9 protein-coding genes are annotated in these 18,711 nt (G+C 50.3%); 2 read left to right on the top strand and 7 right to left on the bottom strand.

Features of this window, described 5'->3' with window-relative positions; all coding sequences use genetic code 11:
* Window positions 1-6 precede the first annotated feature (6 nt).
* Window positions 7-1,527, top strand: coding sequence for a GH3 family acyl-acid amido synthetase (locus HWI92_RS03780; RefSeq protein ID WP_204660853.1), 1,521 nt, complete (start codon window positions 7-9; stop codon window positions 1,525-1,527).
* On the opposite strand, the gene HWI92_RS03775 is transcribed toward HWI92_RS03780, so the two are convergent.
* The 5 genes from HWI92_RS03775 to HWI92_RS03755 form a co-directional block, all read right to left on the bottom strand.
* Complete coding sequence (locus HWI92_RS03775) at window positions 1,522-2,118, bottom strand: hypothetical protein (protein ID WP_204660852.1); 597 nt, start codon at window positions 2,116-2,118, stop codon at window positions 1,522-1,524. The genes HWI92_RS03780 and HWI92_RS03775 overlap by 6 nt on opposite strands.
* Window positions 2,119-2,301: 183 nt before the next feature.
* Window positions 2,302-4,683, bottom strand: coding sequence for an ABC transporter permease (locus tag HWI92_RS03770; protein WP_204660851.1), 2,382 nt, complete (start codon window positions 4,681-4,683; stop codon window positions 2,302-2,304).
* A gap of 192 nt (window positions 4,684-4,875) precedes the next feature.
* Window positions 4,876-7,248 (bottom strand): ABC transporter permease, encoded by a 2,373-nt coding sequence (locus HWI92_RS03765; RefSeq protein WP_204660850.1) that lies wholly within the window; start codon window positions 7,246-7,248, stop codon window positions 4,876-4,878.
* Window positions 7,249-7,409: 161 nt separating this feature from the next.
* The gene (locus HWI92_RS03760; RefSeq protein ID WP_204660849.1) at window positions 7,410-9,842 is read right to left on the bottom strand and encodes an ABC transporter permease; all 2,433 of its coding nucleotides are present in this window, start codon (window positions 9,840-9,842) and stop codon (window positions 7,410-7,412) included.
* A 117-nt stretch (window positions 9,843-9,959) separates the two neighbouring features.
* Window positions 9,960-12,362, bottom strand: a complete 2,403-nt coding sequence (locus tag HWI92_RS03755) for an outer membrane beta-barrel family protein (protein ID WP_229248830.1) — start codon at window positions 12,360-12,362, stop codon at window positions 9,960-9,962.
* Window positions 12,363-12,786: 424 nt separating this feature from the next.
* On the opposite strand from HWI92_RS03755, the gene HWI92_RS03750 reads away from it, so the two are divergent.
* Window positions 12,787-14,898 carry an outer membrane protein assembly factor BamB family protein gene (locus HWI92_RS03750; RefSeq protein WP_204664227.1) on the top strand — a complete coding sequence of 704 codons (2,112 nt, stop codon included), beginning with the start codon at window positions 12,787-12,789 and terminating at the stop codon, window positions 14,896-14,898.
* Between the two features lie 59 nt (window positions 14,899-14,957).
* Here HWI92_RS03750 and HWI92_RS03745 read toward each other — a convergent pair whose 3' ends face one another.
* Complete coding sequence (locus tag HWI92_RS03745) at window positions 14,958-17,636, bottom strand: T9SS type A sorting domain-containing protein (protein ID WP_204660847.1); 2,679 nt, start codon at window positions 17,634-17,636, stop codon at window positions 14,958-14,960.
* Window positions 17,637-18,050: 414 nt separating this feature from the next.
* Window positions 18,051-18,644 carry a DUF4833 domain-containing protein gene (locus tag HWI92_RS03740; protein ID WP_204660846.1) on the bottom strand — a complete coding sequence of 198 codons (594 nt, stop codon included), beginning with the start codon at window positions 18,642-18,644 and terminating at the stop codon, window positions 18,051-18,053.
* Window positions 18,645-18,711 lie beyond the last annotated feature (67 nt).

Genomic DNA, 18,711 nt, shown 5'->3' with positions numbered 1-18,711 from the left:
ACTGAAATGGCTGTAATCGGAGAGATTATCAAAAAAGCAATTGACCTCACAGGCAAAATCATCAGTGAGCCCGACCCGGTTGAAGCGCAGAAAGAAACGTTAAGAAAACTCCTTGATACGGCCAGGCTGACTGCTTTCGGCAAGGCCCATGAATTTTCAGAGATCCTGGCCAGTGAAGACATTGTTACTGCGTTTCAGGCAAAGGTTCCGGTGCATGATTATGATAAAATGTATGCAGACTGGTGGCATTACCTACTCAAAGGACATCAGAATGTAACCTGGCCGGGCGGACAGCGCTACTTTGCACTCAGCAGCGGCACTACCAGTGCCAGCAAGCACATTCCGGTCACAGACGATATGCTCAGCTGTATCCGCAAGGCAGGCATTTCAGAAATCACCAACCTGGGTGCATTCAACCTGCCTGCTGAATTTTTCACCAGACAGATCCTCATGCTGGGCAGCAGTACCAGCCTCATTCAAAAGGACGATCATGAGGAAGGCGAGATCAGCGGGATCAGCGCAAGCAACCTGCCCGGCTGGTTCGGAGGCATCTACAAGCCCGGACTGGAAATCGCATCCATTGCCAATTTTGACGAAAAAATAAAAAGGATAGCCGAAGAAGCCCCGAAATGGGACATCGGCTGCATTTCGGGTATTCCTGCATGGGTAGACCTCATGCTCAGGGAGATTATCAGCCACAACAAACTCAGCAACATCCACGAAATATGGCCCAACCTGATGGTCTACACGACGGGGGGTGTTGCTTTTGAGCCCTACCGGAAGAGCCTGGAGAAGCATTTCGCATTTCCGCTGACTTACATTGATACCTACCTTGCCTCGGAGGGTTTTATTGCCATTCAGAAGCGTCCGGATACACCGGCTATGGCGCTTTTTCCGGACAATGGGATCTTCTACGAATTTGTCCCTTTCACCCCTGAAAATGTGGACGAGGACGGACTCGTAAAACCGGGCGGAACCGTATTGTCACTGGCAGAAGCGGAGGAAAATACGGAGTACGTACTGCTTATTTCAACTGTGTCGGGAGCGTGGCGGTACATGATCGGCGATACGGTTACGATCACAGACAAGGCCCGGGCAGAAATACAGATCACCGGACGTACCAAGCATTACCTCAATGTGGTAGGGTGCCAGCTGGCTGTCAATCAGATGAATGATGGACTGCGAGTTGTGGAGCATAAGCACGATGTGGTCATTAAGGAATTTATTGTTGCGGCCGTGCACCGGGACGATGAATACATCCACAGGTGGTTTGTAAGCTGCGACAAGGATACAGACTGTGCTTCCGTAGCCCGCACCCTGGATGACACTTTGAAGGAAAATAATAAAAACTATAAGGTGGCCCGGAGCCGCGCACTGAAGGATGTCGAGGTTGAACTGATCCCCGAACATATATTCTATCAGTGGAGTGAAGAAACCCGGAAAAAAGGCGGTCAGGTCAAGATTCCCAGGGTAATGAAAGAAGCCGATTTTCTGGAATTTGAAGCATATGTCAGGGCGCACTTATGACGGCAGCACGCGCGTAGCTTCGAGCTTACGCACCTGCTCCACAATATCATCCGGCGATAGGTACAGGCGGGCTATTTTCCGCTTGTATTTGTCGGATAATGCCGCATGATTCAGAATGAAGTGCTTGGTTTTGAGAATGTAATTTCCCAATCCGTGATTAACGGCAAAAGTATCGGCGACACGTTCAGCCTCTCTGACAAACCTGCGCGAGAAAACATACCCCAACCCAAACCTGATCATGCTGACCGTGCTCCGGCACTCATAATCCATGACATGCCCGAGCTCATGCCCTATCCAGCCCACAATCACATCCGAAGGTATCTGCTGTATGGGAATGGCCGAATGCGTCAGCCTGAACATGGCGCTGATATTGATATTGTACGCCCTCGTACCACGCAGCATGGTACTGAACTTAGGCTGCGCCTGCATGACCGAGCCACGTATTTTTCTTTTAAACACAAAGAATATGGGTGTTTCTTTCAGCTCCGGGTAGCAGGAAAGTGCACAAAGAATCTCTTTTTCCAGAATCTTCGGAATGCATTTGTTGGTTCTGAAAACCTCATATGCGCTGGTATCTGATGTCGGCAGCATGTGTAGTGTATTTAGGGTTACTACTTTTTAGCAGACGAAGTAAAAATTGGGCCAGAAGTGGGGAGGGAGAATGGAGGAAAGGAGGATGGAGGATGGGACGAAGGAGAAAAGGAATAAAGGAGGAAGGAACAATCGCCCTTCCTCCTTTTCTCCATTCCTCCATCCTCCCGTACTCCCTACTTTCTATTCACTCCTCAACGACTTCACCGGGTTCATCAAAGCTGCTTTAATACTTTGGAAGCTGACGGTGAGGAAGGCTATGGCGAAGGAGAGACCCGCGGCAACGGCGAAAATCCATAGGTAAATATCCGTGCGGTAGGCGAAGCTCTGCAGCCATTTGTTCATGCCGTAGTAGGCGATTGGTGAGGCGATGACAAAGGCCAGTACCACCAGCTTCAGAAAATCCCGGGAAAGCAGGCCCACAATGCTGCCCACCGAGGCGCCCATCACTTTTCGTACCCCGATTTCCTTGGTACGCTGCATGGTACTGTACGAAGCAAGCCCCAGCAAACCCAGGCAGGAAATGAAGATCGCGAGCACGGCAAAGTTGAAAAACAGCTTTTCAAACCGCTCCTCAGCCCGGTACTGCCTATCGAAAAATTCATCCAGAAAATAGTAGCTGAACGGACGGTTTGGAATGACCGACTTCCACTTGTCCTCCATCGCCGCCAGCACGCCCCTTACCTTACTTCCTTCAACCTTCACGGCAACCAGCTGGGTACCATTGGGCTCAATGCGCATGGTGAGGGGTTTGATGGTTTCCTGCAAAGACCTGAAATGAAAGTCCTTGATAACCCCGACGATTTTACCTTCCCTGCCCCACTGCCGGAACCGACGGCCGATCGCCTGCTCGGGCGAGCTGTAACCGAACAACTTGACGGCCGCTTCGTTCATGACCATCGCCTGTGTGGTATCGGTACCGAATTCGCGCGAAAACGGCCTTCCGGCTACCATTTTTAACCCGAAATTCGGAATGTAGTCGAAATCCACGAAGTAGAGATCCAGGTTGGCAATCTGAAGATCCCCGCTTTTGTTTTCAATCTCCGAATAAGCACCCGGGTTGCCGCTGCCGGGCACACTGGACGATGCCGATGTACTTTTAACGCCTGCCAGGTTCATCAGGGACTGCCTGAAAGATTCTTTGTTGGGATCGCCTTCGGTATTGACAATCACCATCTGCTCTTTATTAAAACCCAGATCGCGGTTACGCATGAAGTTCATTTGCGTGTACACGATGATCGTCGCGATGATTAGTGCAATGGATATGGCAAATTGCAGTGTAACCAACCCTTTCCGGAGTAAAATACCCTTTACACTGGTCGTAAAACGACCTTTCAGTACTACCACAGGCTCAAAAGAAGACAATACAACGGCAGGATAGCTGCCCGCCAGAACCCCGATCAGTACCGCAGCCAGAAACATGACAGGCAGGAAAGCGACATTACCGAAAATACCTGTCGTGACTGTCTTCCCGGCGAGGTCGTTGAACAAAGGTGCCACTACTGCCGAAAGTACAACCGAAAATACGAAGGCGATAAGGCACAGGAGGACTGACTCCGCAATGAACTGGGTGGCCAGCAGCGATTTACGTGCACCTACCACCTTGCGTACGCCTACTTCCTTGGCGCGCTCCACGGAACGTGCTGTCGTCAGATTGATGAAGTTGATACACGCAATGAGCAGGATGAAAACCGCCACGGCGGAGAAGATGTACACATTGTTCATACTGCCGCGCTCCTCCGAGTCGCGTGTGGAGTGCAGGTACACGTCGCGCATGGGTTCCAGGAAAAGCTTATAATACATCTGCGATTCTTTCATCGTCTTTCCTGCGCGGTTTTGGAGGAAGGCGGGCAGTTTCTTTTCGAGTGCCGTAGCGGAAGTACCGGGTTTCAGCAGCAGGTAAGTTATCGCCCCGAAGTTCCCCCATTGATCGTCCAGTCCCTTATTGAAGCGCTGGGTCATGGACACCATCGACACGATCATCTCACCCTTGATCTGCGAATTTTCGGGAATATCCTCAATAACGCCTGTCACCTTTGCAGGCAGCCCATCGCCCGAAAGCAGGAGGGTTTGTCCGATCGGATCAGCGTCGCCGAAGTACTTTTTAGCTGTTTTTTGTGGTAAAACAATGCTCAGCTGATCCTTTAAGGCTGTTTTAGGATCCCCGGCAATCATCTTGAAGTCGAATACCTTAAAGAGTGTGGAGTCTGCAAAAAGGGTTTTGTCTTCCTGGAATTTGATATCTCCTTTCCGCACCAGAAAACTACCGCTGCTCACGCGCGTAACGGCTTCCACCTCTGGAAAATCGGCCTTGATGGCAGGTGCAAAAGCCCAGGAAGTGACACTGGTGTTGATGGTTTCTGAGGGCGTCTTGATGTCCGTCACCAGCCTGTAAATCCGGTCTCCCTTCGTATGGAATGCATCATAGCTCAGCTCAAAAGACACATACATGAAGATCAGAAAGCAGGCCGACATACCGACGGTCAGGCCCATTACATTCAGAAAAGAAAACACCTTGTGCTTCCAGAGATTCCGAAACGCGATTTTGAGATAGTTTTTTAGCATAGTTTAAGTTGGAAAGGTGGATGGGGAAGAAAGGAGGATGGAGGAAGGAAGGATGGAGGAAGAGAAGAAAGGAGGATGGAGAAAAGAAATGGTTATTTTTGAAAAGGAAGAAAACCATAGTAGCATATTCCTTCCTCCTTCCTCCTTTTTTCCCTCCTCCTTTTCTCCCTTCCTTCTCGTTCCTTCCCCCCCCTAATCACTTCTCAAAGATTTTACCGGGTTCATCAGTGCTGCTTTGATACTTTGAAAACTCATGGTGGCGATGGCGATGAGGATGGCGGCCAGACTGGCTGAAAGATAGATCCACCAGGGAATCTGGATCCGGTATGTAAAATCCTGCAGCCATTTTTCCATAAAGTACCACGCAAGCGGTAATGCGAATACAATGGATAGGGTAACCAGTTTCAAGAAGTCAGCTGAAAGAAGTGCAACGATACTGCTCACCGAAGCTCCCAGCACTTTGCGGATCCCGATTTCTTTCACGCGGGTTTCGGCGGTAAATGTCACCAGCCCGAACAAACCCATGCAGGCAATGAAAATCGCCAGTCCGGTAAAAACTGAAAAAAGCTGCGACATGCGGATCTCAGTACGGAAATTTTTGGTAAATGCTTCATCCAAAAAATGGTATTCAAAAGGCCTATCCGGATAGTAGGTGCTGAATAGACCTTCCACTGTTTTAACTTTTGCTTTGCTGTCTGTTTGCGGATCAATGCGCACATACAGCGCCCCTGAGGCACCCACAGACTTACCCAGACTTGCGGTATCCGTTTTTACTACCAGCGCGACGGGCTTTATTCCACCTTGCGGCGTAGTAAAGTAAAAGTTCTGCAGTACCCCGGCTACCTCATCAAAGTCCGGCAGTGTTTTTCCGAGCACGTTGCTGCCTAAGCCCAGCTCTTTCACTGCCAGTTCATTAAGCAGCACATGTGGCCGGTTCTGCAATGTGCCGGGCTCCGGCGCCAACTTCCATTGCAGGCCAAGTGTCTCAACAAAATGACGGTCGACTGCCATTACCATGAGTGCAATGTCCTTTTTCGTCTTTGCATTCTTTTCAAATGAAATATCATAACTCCCGAAAATGGTACTGGCCGCCACGGCTGCGGACTTGATTCCGGCATGTCCGGCAACTTCGTCGCGGAAGGCTGCTACCTTACTGATGCTGGTTTCCGAAAACGGGATGACCATCACCTGATCCTTGTTAAAGCCGAGCTTCATGGTTTGCATAAAACCTACCTGCTGACGTACCACAAGGCTGCACACCATGAGCGCAACAGATGTTGCAAATTGAAATACCATAAAACCTTTTCGTACTCCCGCACCACTACTACGCCCCGAAAACCTTCCTTTCAGGATCACAATCGGTGCAAAGCCTGAAAGTACCAGGGCCGGGTAGCTTCCGGCGAGGAGTACGGATATGAGAAACAGCAGCGCCAGAAAACACAGGAATTGCGGTGAGTACAGGAATGCGACGTCAATCTTCAAACCCAGCAGATCATTGAACGGCCGGCGCAAGACCTCAACAACAACCCAGGCAATGATGAATGCAATCAGACAAGTCAGAACCGACTCGGTATAAAACTGCCTGATTAAAGCGCCCCGGCCTGAACCAACCACCTTGCGTACGCCTACCTCCCTGGCCCGCAGGGTAGCACGGGCGGTCGTAAGGCTCATGTAATTGAAGAGGGCCAGGGCCAGTGTAAGCCCGGCAATACCCGCAAATATGTAAATGAGCCGTGCATTGCTGGTACCCTCCGTATTGTTTCCCAGGTGTATATCGGTCAGGCTTTCGAGCAGGAAGGTTTCCTCGCTTGCATCTTCATGCTTCTCAACGTGAGCATTCAGTGATTTTGCCACAGCCCTCGATGCGCCCGGGGAGTCCAGCAGCAGGTACGTATTAAAATTACCGCCAGCCGCCCATTTCGACCGGTCGGTACCATTCAGCAGAGGGAATGCTTTAAGCGGTACGACAAAATCAAATGCAAGAGAAGAATTGGACGGGGCATCCGCAGCAACTGCGGTGACTTCCAATAAGTGTTTGTTCTGAAAAAGAAGCGTTTGACCCACCGGATCCGCATTCCCGAAGTACTTGCGCGCCGCAGTTTGCGAGATGACCACACCCGTGAGCTTTTCCAGTGCATGTGCGGGATTTCCCTGGATCAGTTTAAATGAAAATACCCTGAAAAAAGCCGGATCAGCATAAAGAAAATGTTGCTCGTAAAATTTCCCGTCCGGCATCGCAGGATTGCTGATCACGATCCGGTTATGGGCCGGCATCATGCGTACATAGTCTTTGACGTGCGGACTATTTGTCTTGGCCAAAATCGCGAAATCAGCAGGGAATGCATTGAGCTGCATACTATTTTCTCCGATTTTCAACCTCGAAAAAACCTTGTAAATACGCTTATGGTTCTGGTGAAAGCGGTCGTAGCTGAATTCATGCATGACAAACATCAGTATCAGCATGGAAGCCGCCATACCCAGGGACAAGCCGGTAATATTTATAAATGAATACACCCTGAACTTCATCAGGTTCCGGAATGCGATTTTGAGATTGGTTTGTAGCATCGGAAATTTGGAGTATGGAGGGGTGGAGTAAGGGAGGAAAGAAGGATGGGAAGATGGAGGAAGGGAGGATGGAGGAAGGAAAAAATTTTAAATGTAATAAGGTCGGCAGCACAGCACCTTCCTCCTTTCCTTCCTTCCTTCCTTCCTTCCTCCCCCTACCCTTATTCCATTTTCAAACTTTTCACCGGATTCATCGTTGCGGCTTTGATACTTTGGAAACTTATGGTGACGAATGCAATCAGGATGGCGGAGGCGGAGGCGATGCCGAACATCCACCAGCTGATGGAAATACGGAATGCAAATGCTGCCAGCCACTCGTTCATCACGTACCAGGCTACCGGCGAAGCCAGGACGATCGCAATAAATACAAGCGTAATAAAATCGCGCGACAACAGTCCGACAATGCCGCTTACCGATGCGCCGAGTACCTTTCTCACACCGATTTCCTTCATGCGCTGCTGTGCCATAAAGGTAGCCAGTCCAAGCAGTCCGAGGCAGGCGATGAAAATGGACAGGCCCGCGAAAATCTGGTAAAGCAAAGTCATTTGCCTTTCCTGCTGGTAAAATGCCTCAATGCTGTCGCTGAAAAAACGTCCCTGGAATGCCACTTCGGGAAATACGCGCGTATGGACTTCCCTGATCTGTTCTATCGCACGTGAAATGTTCCGGGTCGCTATTTTGATGCCGCCTGTCCAGTAAAAACTTTCATTGGTCAGGATCAAAACAGGCTTTACAGCGTCCCGGGCCGAGTTGGTTTTAAAGTCGCGGACGACGCCCACAATGGGCTGCCACTGGCCGCCCCCAAGCTTGATGTTTTTTCCGATGGCATCTTCGGGATTTTTAACACCAACCTTGGCAAGCAGCGTTTCGTTGACCACGCAGGAACCTACCGAATCTCCGGCTGCATACGGCCCCCCGGCGACAAACTGCAGATTGAAAGTTTTGAAATAATCATGGTCGGCAAATTTGTACGAAAGGTGAAAGTCTTCATCTTTCCCCCGGTTCCCGAATGCGAAATTACCCGACCAGTTGTCGTCCGAGGAAGGAACATCAGAAGCAAAGCTGACCGAGCTGATATCCGGACTTTCGAGCAGCTGGTTCTTAAATGTTTGAAAACGTGCCTTATAAGCTTCGTCCAGGACTACATTATAAACACCTTCCTTTACAAATCCCAAATCCATCCGGCGCACGAAGTTCATCTGGCTGACGGTTACGATGGTACCTACTACCAGGATTTGCGTAACGCCAAACTGGACAACGATCAAGGTCTTTTGCAGGGACAGTCCGGCAAAAGAACGGCTGGAAATCCGGTTTTTGATCGCCTCGATGGGCCTGAATCCTGAAATGACGATGGCCGGGTAAAAGCCTGCCACAAAGCTGACCAGCAATGCCAGTACCAGCACAAAAAGCCAGATGCGCGGATCGCCAACTACGGGCAGCTCTGCCGGCACCTGCGAAATCCGGCTTAACAGCGGCATGCTCAGGATGGCTATGGCAATGCCCAGGACCACGGACAATCCAACAACCAGGAACGTTTCACTCAGAAACTGGCGTACCAGTTCGGCCCGGCTGCTGCCCAGTACTTTCCTCACCCCTACTTCCTTCGACCGGCGTGCAGCCTGTACCGTAGCAAGATTGATAAAGTTGATACAGGCCATCGCAATGATCAGTGCACCGATGATGCCCAGCGTGCGGAGTACCGTGCGGCTTGTGATATGTTTGGAATAATTTTCAAAACGGCTGTCATAATGCTGGTCTGCGAGGGGTGACAGAAAGTGCCTGATTTTTTTATTTTCTTCTCTTTCAGAATAGTGTTTTTTTACAAATGCTGCAAAAGAGGCCTCCATGCTGCGGGGAGACGTATTTTCAGGAAGCAAAACAAAGAGCTGATCATTGCTGCTGGTACCTCCCCAGTTCTCGAAGTCACCCCAGCCAAACAGCAGCGGCTGCTGACGTTTGGTTGCATACGAAATCACGATATCCACCGGGAAGTCGGTATTCAGCGGAGGATCGGCCAGAATACCGCCGACCTTCATCACCGTCTTATTATTGATCCTGACAAACTGGCCTACGGCCTGCTGCCATTTTCCAAAATACTTGTCTGCTTTCCGCTGAGAAAGCACAATCACATTGGGATCCTTCAGCACCTCTTTCGTGCCCATCACCCAGGCAAAATCAAACAGCTCGAAGAACTCCGGGGTAGTAACCAGTCCCTCATCATCCTCCCTGAACTTCCTGTCCAAGCCTGCTGCATTCATATTCTTTCCGAGCACGGTTACCTGGGGTTCCAGCGTGCCATATACCGGTACGATCTTGCCAAGCTGCGGCATATCGACCTTTAACGCCGCTTCGTAAGGAAGCGGGTTGCCGCCCGTAAAGTCGATCTGCCCGTTCGGGAACTTCGTCTGGCGCACGATCCGGTAAATACGGTCGTACTTCTTGTGAAATTTATCAAACCCCGACTCATAGGTATAGACCACATACAGCAGCAGACAGGACGCTACGCCCACTGACAAGCCGAGCACGTTCAGCGTCGTGAATCCTTTGTAGCGCACCAGGGCGCGCCAGGCGATTATAAGGTGATTTTTCAGCATAAAGGGTCGTTCAACAAATGTATGCCATGTTAATAGGCATTGACAATCAAAAACATAGCGTCCGATCTCTGTTCGAAATCGGACGCTGCGTGCATTGGGCAGAAAGAAATGCTGGTACTAATTACCGTTTTGAACGTCATCATTACGAATGCTCCGCTTGTTCTTTTTAATCGCATCTTTCAACTTGCCGAACTTATAATTAAGGCTGAAATTGAAGCTGCGGAAGTAGTCGCGGCGATAGTCCAGCTGCGAAAAGTCCGGGCCATTGGTGATGCGCTTGTACTGCCGGTACCGGGTAAATGGATTGTTGGCCGCCGCCGATATCGAAAGTTTATCCTTGACAATATCTTTACTAAGGCTGACCGAGTAGCTGGTATAGGCATTGTTGATTCCCTGCAGGTTGATATTACGTCCATTCAGCTGAACGTTCGCATTGAGGCGCCACTCCTTTTCAAAGCGGTAGCCCATGGACACGGACGACTGGTGCATGATGCCCTGGTTGGTCACCGGCACATTGTTCACGGTACCGTGCACCCGCCCATGCGCTGCACGCACATTCACACTCACGTTCCATTTTTTGGTAAGCGGGTAATTGATGTTCGTCATGAGCATAAGCAATCTCGCCCGGCCCGAGTTGGTGTAGGAAGTGCGTGTAATACCCGTCGTCGGATTGTAAACGGCTACGCCGAAAATGAGGTCACGAAAAGTATTCACGCCGGCCCCGAAATTTATGGACCCCTTTTTATTGAGACTGTAATTCAGCTGGACATCATTGACAAAGGCAGGCCGCAGGTTAGGATTTCCGGTACGTTCAAAATTAGGGTTTGAGCGATCGACAAAGGGATTGAGCTGCCAGATGCCCGGGCGCTGGATCCGTTGGGTATAGCCCAGATTGAGCGAGCTGTTGTTTTTCAGCTTGCGGTTTACCGACACGGACGGGATCAGGTTAAAGTAGTTCTGGCGCACCTTGGAGTCGGTCGAAAAGAAGTCTGCATCAACGATCGTCTGCTCAATACGGAGCCCCGCTTTAAAGCCCCAGCTCACAAGATTGTACTGGTATGTATTGTAGGCTCCAAACACATTTTGCGTGTTGCGGAACCGGTTGGTCATGGCAGGATCCACCTCGTAGCCGCCATTTTCCAGCGCGGTTTCATACCCGAAGTTGCTTTTATTAAGCCGCATAATCGCTTTCAGTCCGGCTTCAATGCTCAGTTTACGGATCGGATAAACATAATCTACCTGCACCGTCTGCTCGGCAAAGCGCTGGTCGTTCACCTGCCTGTAATCGGGTACGTCATAGTTCAGCTGATCGGTAATACGTAGGTCATTGTCTTGTTTATTGGTAAAACCAAAATACCGGTACGACAAGGTCAGCAGCCTGTTCTTGTCTGCTTTGGAGGTCCGCTGGAAATTGATGGCCGCATCAGCTCCCTTCCCGCTCCCTGCATTCACATTGTCGAGCCGGTAGCGTTTCAGCAGTTCACCCCGGCTGTAAAGCTGGGAAGTCTGGTAGGTCAGTCCCGAGGACGTGCTTCCATTGATATTCACCTGTGCGCTCAGCAGGTTAAGGGTATCAAACTCATAACTTACCTCATAGCTGAGGTACCCGCTGCGACTATCCGACTTTGCAAATCCATGCTGGGCAATGTCACTGGCCTCCGCCCCGAAAGTCGACCGTTGTACCGTATTGAGCGTAGCAGGTACCCGGTACTGGCTTCCACCGGCCGTGGCCGTCATTCCGAGTTTTCCAAATTTGGCAGAAAGCGTACCACCCAGGCCAGGTCCTCCTACCCGGAAACGTTCACTCGCATTCACGCTGCCATTGTATCCGTTATCTATTTTCCTGTAGGTGATAATGTTAATGATGCCCGCCAGCCCCTCCGCGTCGTATTTGGCCGGAGGAGTGGTAATGACTTCAATGCGCTCGATGGAGGAGGCAGGCATGCTGCGCAGCACTTCCTTATAGTTGCGCTCCATCATGCTGGAAGGTTTTCCATTGATGAGGATCTTGAAATCTGTATTTCCTTTGAGCTGAATATTTTCGTCGGCATCCAGGGCCAGGTAAGGCACTTTCCGCATCATGTCCAGCACGCTGTAAACCTTGCTTTCAGGGTCGGCCTGCATATCGTAGGTAATGCGGTCCACCTCCTGTTTAACAACCGGTCTAGCCGCAGATACCGTTACCTCCTTCAACCCCGTGACCGAGGGAGTCAGTGTGATGGTACCCAGGTTTGAGCCCGAACTGTCTGTAAGTGTCACATCAACCTGCCTGTTCCGGTAACCCACACCCACGATCACCAGCTGGTAACCACCCGCTTTTAGACCGGAAAACAAGAAGGTACCATCGGCCTTGGTATAGTCTACTTTTACCACGGTTTTGCTGGCATCAAGCAAGTTCAGCGTGATGAAGTCAAGCGGCTTACCCGCAGTGGAATCGGTAATCGTTCCGCTGATCTTTCCAGGCCCGGCCTGGGCGGATACAGTTCCGCAGCACATCAGGCCGGAGATCAGTAAGGACATAAAAAACAGGAGTATTTTATTCATGGCAAAAAGATTTATATGGCTAATAAACTATAATGACACAGCGATATCACACAGAGATTCAGGCTCTTTCAAAAATGTAGCAGTACATAGTGGGACGTGGGAGTTGTGGCGGCAGGCACGAAAATCTGTCCTTCACCTTAGCCAGACAAATGTATCAGAAGGTACTTTGTGATGCAAGGTACTATATGAAAATTTGATGTAATCGTGACAGGCGGTAAATCTGGAATGCTAAGCGGCTCAACATAAAGTCTCCCAAAACAAATCGACTGTACACATCCATCGGGGGGTTCCGGTGAGGAGAAATGCCGACCTGCCTCGTTTTACCAGCATCAGCATGTCCGGCCATGCACATGGATTATATTTTCTGTGCGGTGCCGGCCCAAAAGCTTATTTGAACATGATGTTGTATCAAAGACGAGTCCTGATCCTGATGGCATGCCTAGCGGCGGCCGCAGCGTTTCACAAGGCAAATGATGCGGATTGGCGGGAGTACAATGGCGATGGGGCACGCTCACACTACTCCGGCCTCACCCAGATCAAACCCGAAAACGTCAGCAGCCTGAAAGTTGCCTGGACGTACAATTCAGGCGGAGCGGACACCACGGGCAACCGGTCACAGATCCAATGCAACCCCGTCATCGTGAATGGTATCCTGTACGGCGTTTCGGCCGGGGTACAAGCCTTTGCACTGGATGCTGAGACAGGTCGGGAAATATGGAAAACAAACGTCGCCGACAATGCAGGAACCCTCAGCCGAGGTGTAAGCTACTGGACGGATGGACAGGAAAAAAGGATTTTTTTCGGTGCGGGCAAGTGGCTCTATGCGCTGGAAGCGAATACAGGAAAAATGATCCGGAGCTTCGGCGACGAGGGACGCATTGACCTCACAACCGGGATCAGGCGACCGGGTGGCGACAACTACATCCAGCCCAATACACCGGCTACGATCTACAAAGATCTCGTGATTGTGGGCGCGCGCCTGAATGAGGGCGAAACTGCCCTGCTTGGGGATATCAGGGCATTTGATGTGCGCAGCGGGAAGCCGGCATGGACCTTCCACACCATTCCCGAACCCGGCGAACCGGGGTACGAGACCTGGTCACCCGGCCACCCGCGGGAGCGCATGGGAGGAGCCAATGCATGGGCAGGCATGGCCATCGACCGGGACCGGGGCATCCTGTACGCGCCGACGGGCTCTGCTGCGTATGATTTTTACGGAGGCAACAGGAAAGGTGATAACCTGTATGCCAACTGTCTGCTTGCACTGAACGCCGGTACGGGCAAGCTTTTGTGGCACTTCCAGCTGGTACACCACGACGTATGGGACCGCGACCCGCCTGCGCCGCCCAACCTGCTTACCGTCACCATGAAAGGTAAAAAGATCGACGCCGTGGCCCAGACTACCAAGCAGGGACATGTTTTTGTTTTTGACCGGGTTACAGGAAAACCACTTTTCCCCATTGAAGAAAAACCATTTCCTACTGATGGGATTGCGGGTGAATCGCTGAGCCCTACACAGCCCATCCCGCTGAAACCGGCACCTTTTACAAAACAGACCTTTACCGAAGCTGACATCAATCCTTGGGCTTCCAACAGGGATTCCATTGCCGCAGTGCTCCGGAAAGCGCGCACCGGCAGTCCCTATATGCCACTGACGGGTGAGATGACGATCTTCTTTCCGGGAACTGACGGGGGCGCACAATGGGGCGGCTCGGCAGTGGACCGGTCGGGTATTATGTACATTCCGGCCAAGCAAAACCCCTGCTACTCTTCGCTGGTACTCCGGCCGCAAAAAGACCGGAAGTATATGAATACCGGCGCGCAGCTTTACCAGAATACGTGTGCGGCATGCCATGGACAGGACCAGCGCGGCAGTCATGATGGCTCCTATCCTGCCCTGCTTGGCATTGAAAAACGTCTAACCGAAAAACAGATCCGCGGGGTTTTGCAAAACGGACGGGGAATGATGCCCTCCTTTAATCATTTACCAGAAAAAGAGCTGCTGGCCATCACAGCATTTGTTATGGGGAAAGACGACCAGCCCGCAACCACCGCAAAGGCCGGCGCAACAGTCGCCAGTACCGAAATCCCCTACCAGCATACGGGCTACAACCGCTGGTACGATAGTAAGGGTTATCCCGTGAGTGCGCCGCCCTGGGGCACGCTCACAGCCATTGATCTGAACAGCGGCGATCACCTGTGGCAGGTGCCACTGGGAGAATACAGCGAGCTGACGGCCCGCGGGATACCGCCTACGGGCACCGACAATTACGGCGGACCGCTGGTGACCGGCAGTGGGCTTCTTTTTATTGCTGCGAGCAAGGATGAAATGTTCAGGGCATTTGATACGAAGACGGGAAAGGTGATCTGGAAAGTGAGGCTGCCTGCTGCGGGTTTTGCATCCCCCAGCACGTACACTGTCCATGGTCGGCAGTATGTGGTTATTGCCTGCGGAGGCGGAAAGCTCAAAGCCCGGTCAGGCGACAAGTATGTAGCCTATGCGCTGCCATAGCTAACAAAAAGAGAAAGGAGGCTCAGGGCCTCCTTTCTCTTTTCATCTTCTCAGAAAACCTATTTGTTCACAACAACCTTCCGGAACATTGCGGTACCGTCATTTTTTTCAAGACGGATCACATACATACCGGGGATAAAGGCAGAAAGATCAATGGCATTGCTTACTTTGTTACCTGACTGGTAAACGACTTTTCCATTGATATCAAAAACCTTCACGCCACTTACCTGATTCCATCCTGCGTAGGTGATCGTCAGGCGGTCGCTGGCAGGATTGGGATAAATGCTGAGCGAAACAGCCTGTCCGAATTCAACATTGGCAATGCGGCTGAAACCGAAAGAACCGTCCGCATCCACCATTTTGAGCCTGTACAGGTTATCGCTGTCGGCCAGGGGTGTCTGATCTGTAAAATGGTAGGACTGCGTTGTTTTGCTATCACCTGCTGCCTTCACCGTTCCGATTTCTGACCATGCTTTTCCGTCCAGGCTGCGCTGAACAATGAAGCGGTCGGCCTGTACTTCGGATACCGTAACCCAGGTAAGATTAGCCTGGCTGCCCTCGGCCCGGGCGGTAAAGGATTGCAGCTTAACAGGCAGCGGACGGTCGAAGGTTATCGTATAAGTAGCAGGCTCACTTGCAAGCCCCATCATATCTAACAGAACATAGTCGAAACTGACTGTCTGGTATCCGGATCCAGTTAATTTAAGTGTAATTGCACCTGGTGCAATGGCGTATACTGAGTCAGGATGCGGCACTTTGCCGGCAACTTTAAGTTCACCGTTCTGAGGTAACTTTGTAATCCTGAAACGCATTCCAAAGGTGATTTCTCCTGTGTCCGGATCACGTCCACTGAAAAGGGGCAGATTCCCCTCTAAACCATCAATTATCAAAGAATCGCCAGCTGCTGGCACTGTAATCGAATTGTTTATATCATCCGCCACTGGCTGCTCATTAATCGCGAAAATAATATTTTCGTAGCCGGTAATATCAACGACTGCGTCCAGCATTCCATCAGGGGTACCATCGCCCCACCGGTTCCAGTCTAGGAGGGCCTCTCCGCTTGGACCGTATTTCAGATAATCACTGCTTGTTGCATCAGGAAAATTCAACCGAATGGTGTAGCTGTCCGGGAAAACATTCTCGAATGCAAATACACCTTTTTCCACGGGTAATGTCGCAATCACTGCTGTGTCGCTCAAAACACTTACTGTAAGTCCATCAGGCAAATCATCTGAGGGTCCTGCTAGTGTATAATCGGTGTTTCCATTACCATCCCTTACAACTGTACCTCTCAGCTTATAACCTTGGATGAGACATGCACCCAATTCCGGCAAAACGAAGTCTCCATTATCGGAGGTATTGTTGAATGTATTCTCTGATCCTTCAAAAACAAACGGAATTGTGGAACTCCCAGGCTCTGCCTGGTATGCGTTGGCACTTGTTAGCTGCATCTTACTCCCGGTCACTTGAACGTTTCCACCATAACGAACACCTAAATCACTGCCGAGTGCATTTGACTTATTGTTAATTTTATTACTGAAAAACAAACTCTGATCTATGGTTACGCCAGTTGCAGCTGAAATGTATACGGCTCCACCCGACTGCCTTTCCTCTTGTGTAAGAAAATTGCTGATGAAGCTGCTGCCGGATATTGCTGCCTTCCCCTTGTAGTTAATATTTATAGCTCCCCCGCCACCTGCTCTGTTTTTATAAAAAACAGAATTTCTGATTCTGGTAGTGTCGTAATTCTCTCCTTGCTCATACCAGATTGCGCCGCCGAGGCCGGGTGCATGGTTATAGTAAAACTGGCAGGCATCCAGTTCAACCTGGCCAACCCATATTGCCAATGCCCCGGCATGGTACTGGGCAGAATTGTTGGTAAAAGAACATCCCCGGATGGTCGCACTCCCCTCATTGACAGAAACTGCCCCTCCAAAGATATCGCTGTAATTCCCGCAAAACTCGTTATTCTCAATGACAACATCATTTGGATTTGTGGAGGTTCTATAAAGGGCTATCGCTCCTCCACCCTGCACACCGGTATTGCTTGAAAACGTTGAATTCTGGACTCTTAGCCGGGTAGGCGTCACGTTGTCGTCGCTTCTTCCCCATACGTAAATTCCACCTGAGCTATAATTGCCTTGATTATTGTAAAAATTACATCTGTCAACAGTTACATGGGCGGATGTATAGCGCAGGTATATGGCGGCTTCATCAAATTGCATATCGTGTACCGATATATTTGTAAAGTTGTATTTGCCATAAGCGAATGCATGATAGAAAATCCCACCCTGCCCAAATCGCTGCTTGTCTACCGCACCCGTTAAATCCAGTCCGACAATGTTTGTTACGTCAGTGGAATCATCCTGCTGATTGTACTCCACTGTGTAAAACCGGCTGGCCGTACCATTCTCCATTACAATGTGGGTAGGATACTTTCCCGGACTGTTACTTGAGATATCAGTACCAGTCAGGAAGTTTGGAAACCCTCCCTGTATTGTAATGTTTCCCTGGGAAAGATCCGTTTCATTGTTGACCGTGTAGGTACCCGTACCAATGTAAATCTGCGTTCCCTCGACAAGACCCCCCGTCGGAATTGTTCCTGTAGCATTATCCCAGGATGAGCCGTCGCCGGTGGCACCCTGGCGGACAAAGATTACCGGTGGAACCTCCTCCTGTGCCTTTGCAACCTGGCAGAGCGTGAGCAGGAAAATGATGGTGCTGTAAATTAATTTCATAAGCAAACGCGAAATGTGAAAGGATTAAGATAAAATAGTTTGACATACCACTTCTAACAAAAGTAGTATTAGTAGTCAAATTCCTGTCATGATCTCCTGCATTACAAGTTTCTTTTCACCGGCGTATATACATGAAAATACAAATCGTATATAGTTGTACTAAAATGTTTGTACATCTCCAAAACTGCATTTCCCGCTAATTTTAGGGGGTTTTTACCTCCCTGATCATTTGCTGAAAAAAATTTTGAAAAAGATGTAAATTTTTCTGTCGGGCTGCCTGAATTGTACTGCTTAAACACCAGCAATGCAGTCATCCGGCGCTGCTTAAAAACAAAATCACCCTGCCGGCAACGAAGCCGGCAGGGTGATCATACCAGACCCTGGTGTTTGAATTTTATAATCAGGAATGCTTCCCTACGGCCTGAACCGATGCACAATCCGGCTGCCCGTCTGGACGGTCGTACCGCTGAGCTCGATGAAGGCTACATGGGGGTTCAGCTTTGTGCCGCCATCAATATGGATAAACACTTTTTGAAGGACTACATCTTTTCCATCCACTGAAATATATGCCTGGTAGCGGTTTTCCTGTGGAGCGTATTTCAGCCGGATAGGCATCTTTTTATAGGCTACAAGATGAAGCTGTATCAGGTCATCCTCATATTCCTCGGTCCTGATCCCATAGCCTAGCTTCTGTACATTGGAAAGTGCTTTGGTGCTGTGGTTCACGTCATTCAGCAGCCAGTAAATGTTTACGGGATTTTCTGTGTCCAGTCTGCGCCCGCGGGATTTGTCTTCCGAAAAGTTAGCTTCATAGATCACCGAATTCTGGTCGAGCGATCTCTGAAGATAAAAAAGCATATTGGGAATGCGGGCAGGAACCGGGTAAGCCCCGGCTCCCGATCTTGCGGGACTACCCGGATCCACACTTACCTGTGCACTTGCTGCGAGCGTTGCCAGCAGCAGTGTAATCACAAGCAAAAAGCGGTTTGATTGTTGTGGTGCCATCATTTATGCTACCTGTTTGTCCTGCAAACCTCTCTGGTTACCGCCTGGTTCCTTGGCGGCACTTACCTGT

Source organism: Dyadobacter sandarakinus, assembly GCF_016894445.1.
GTDB lineage: Bacteria > Bacteroidota > Bacteroidia > Cytophagales > Spirosomataceae > Dyadobacter > Dyadobacter sandarakinus.
This window is presented reverse-complemented; position numbering and strand designations above follow the sequence as displayed.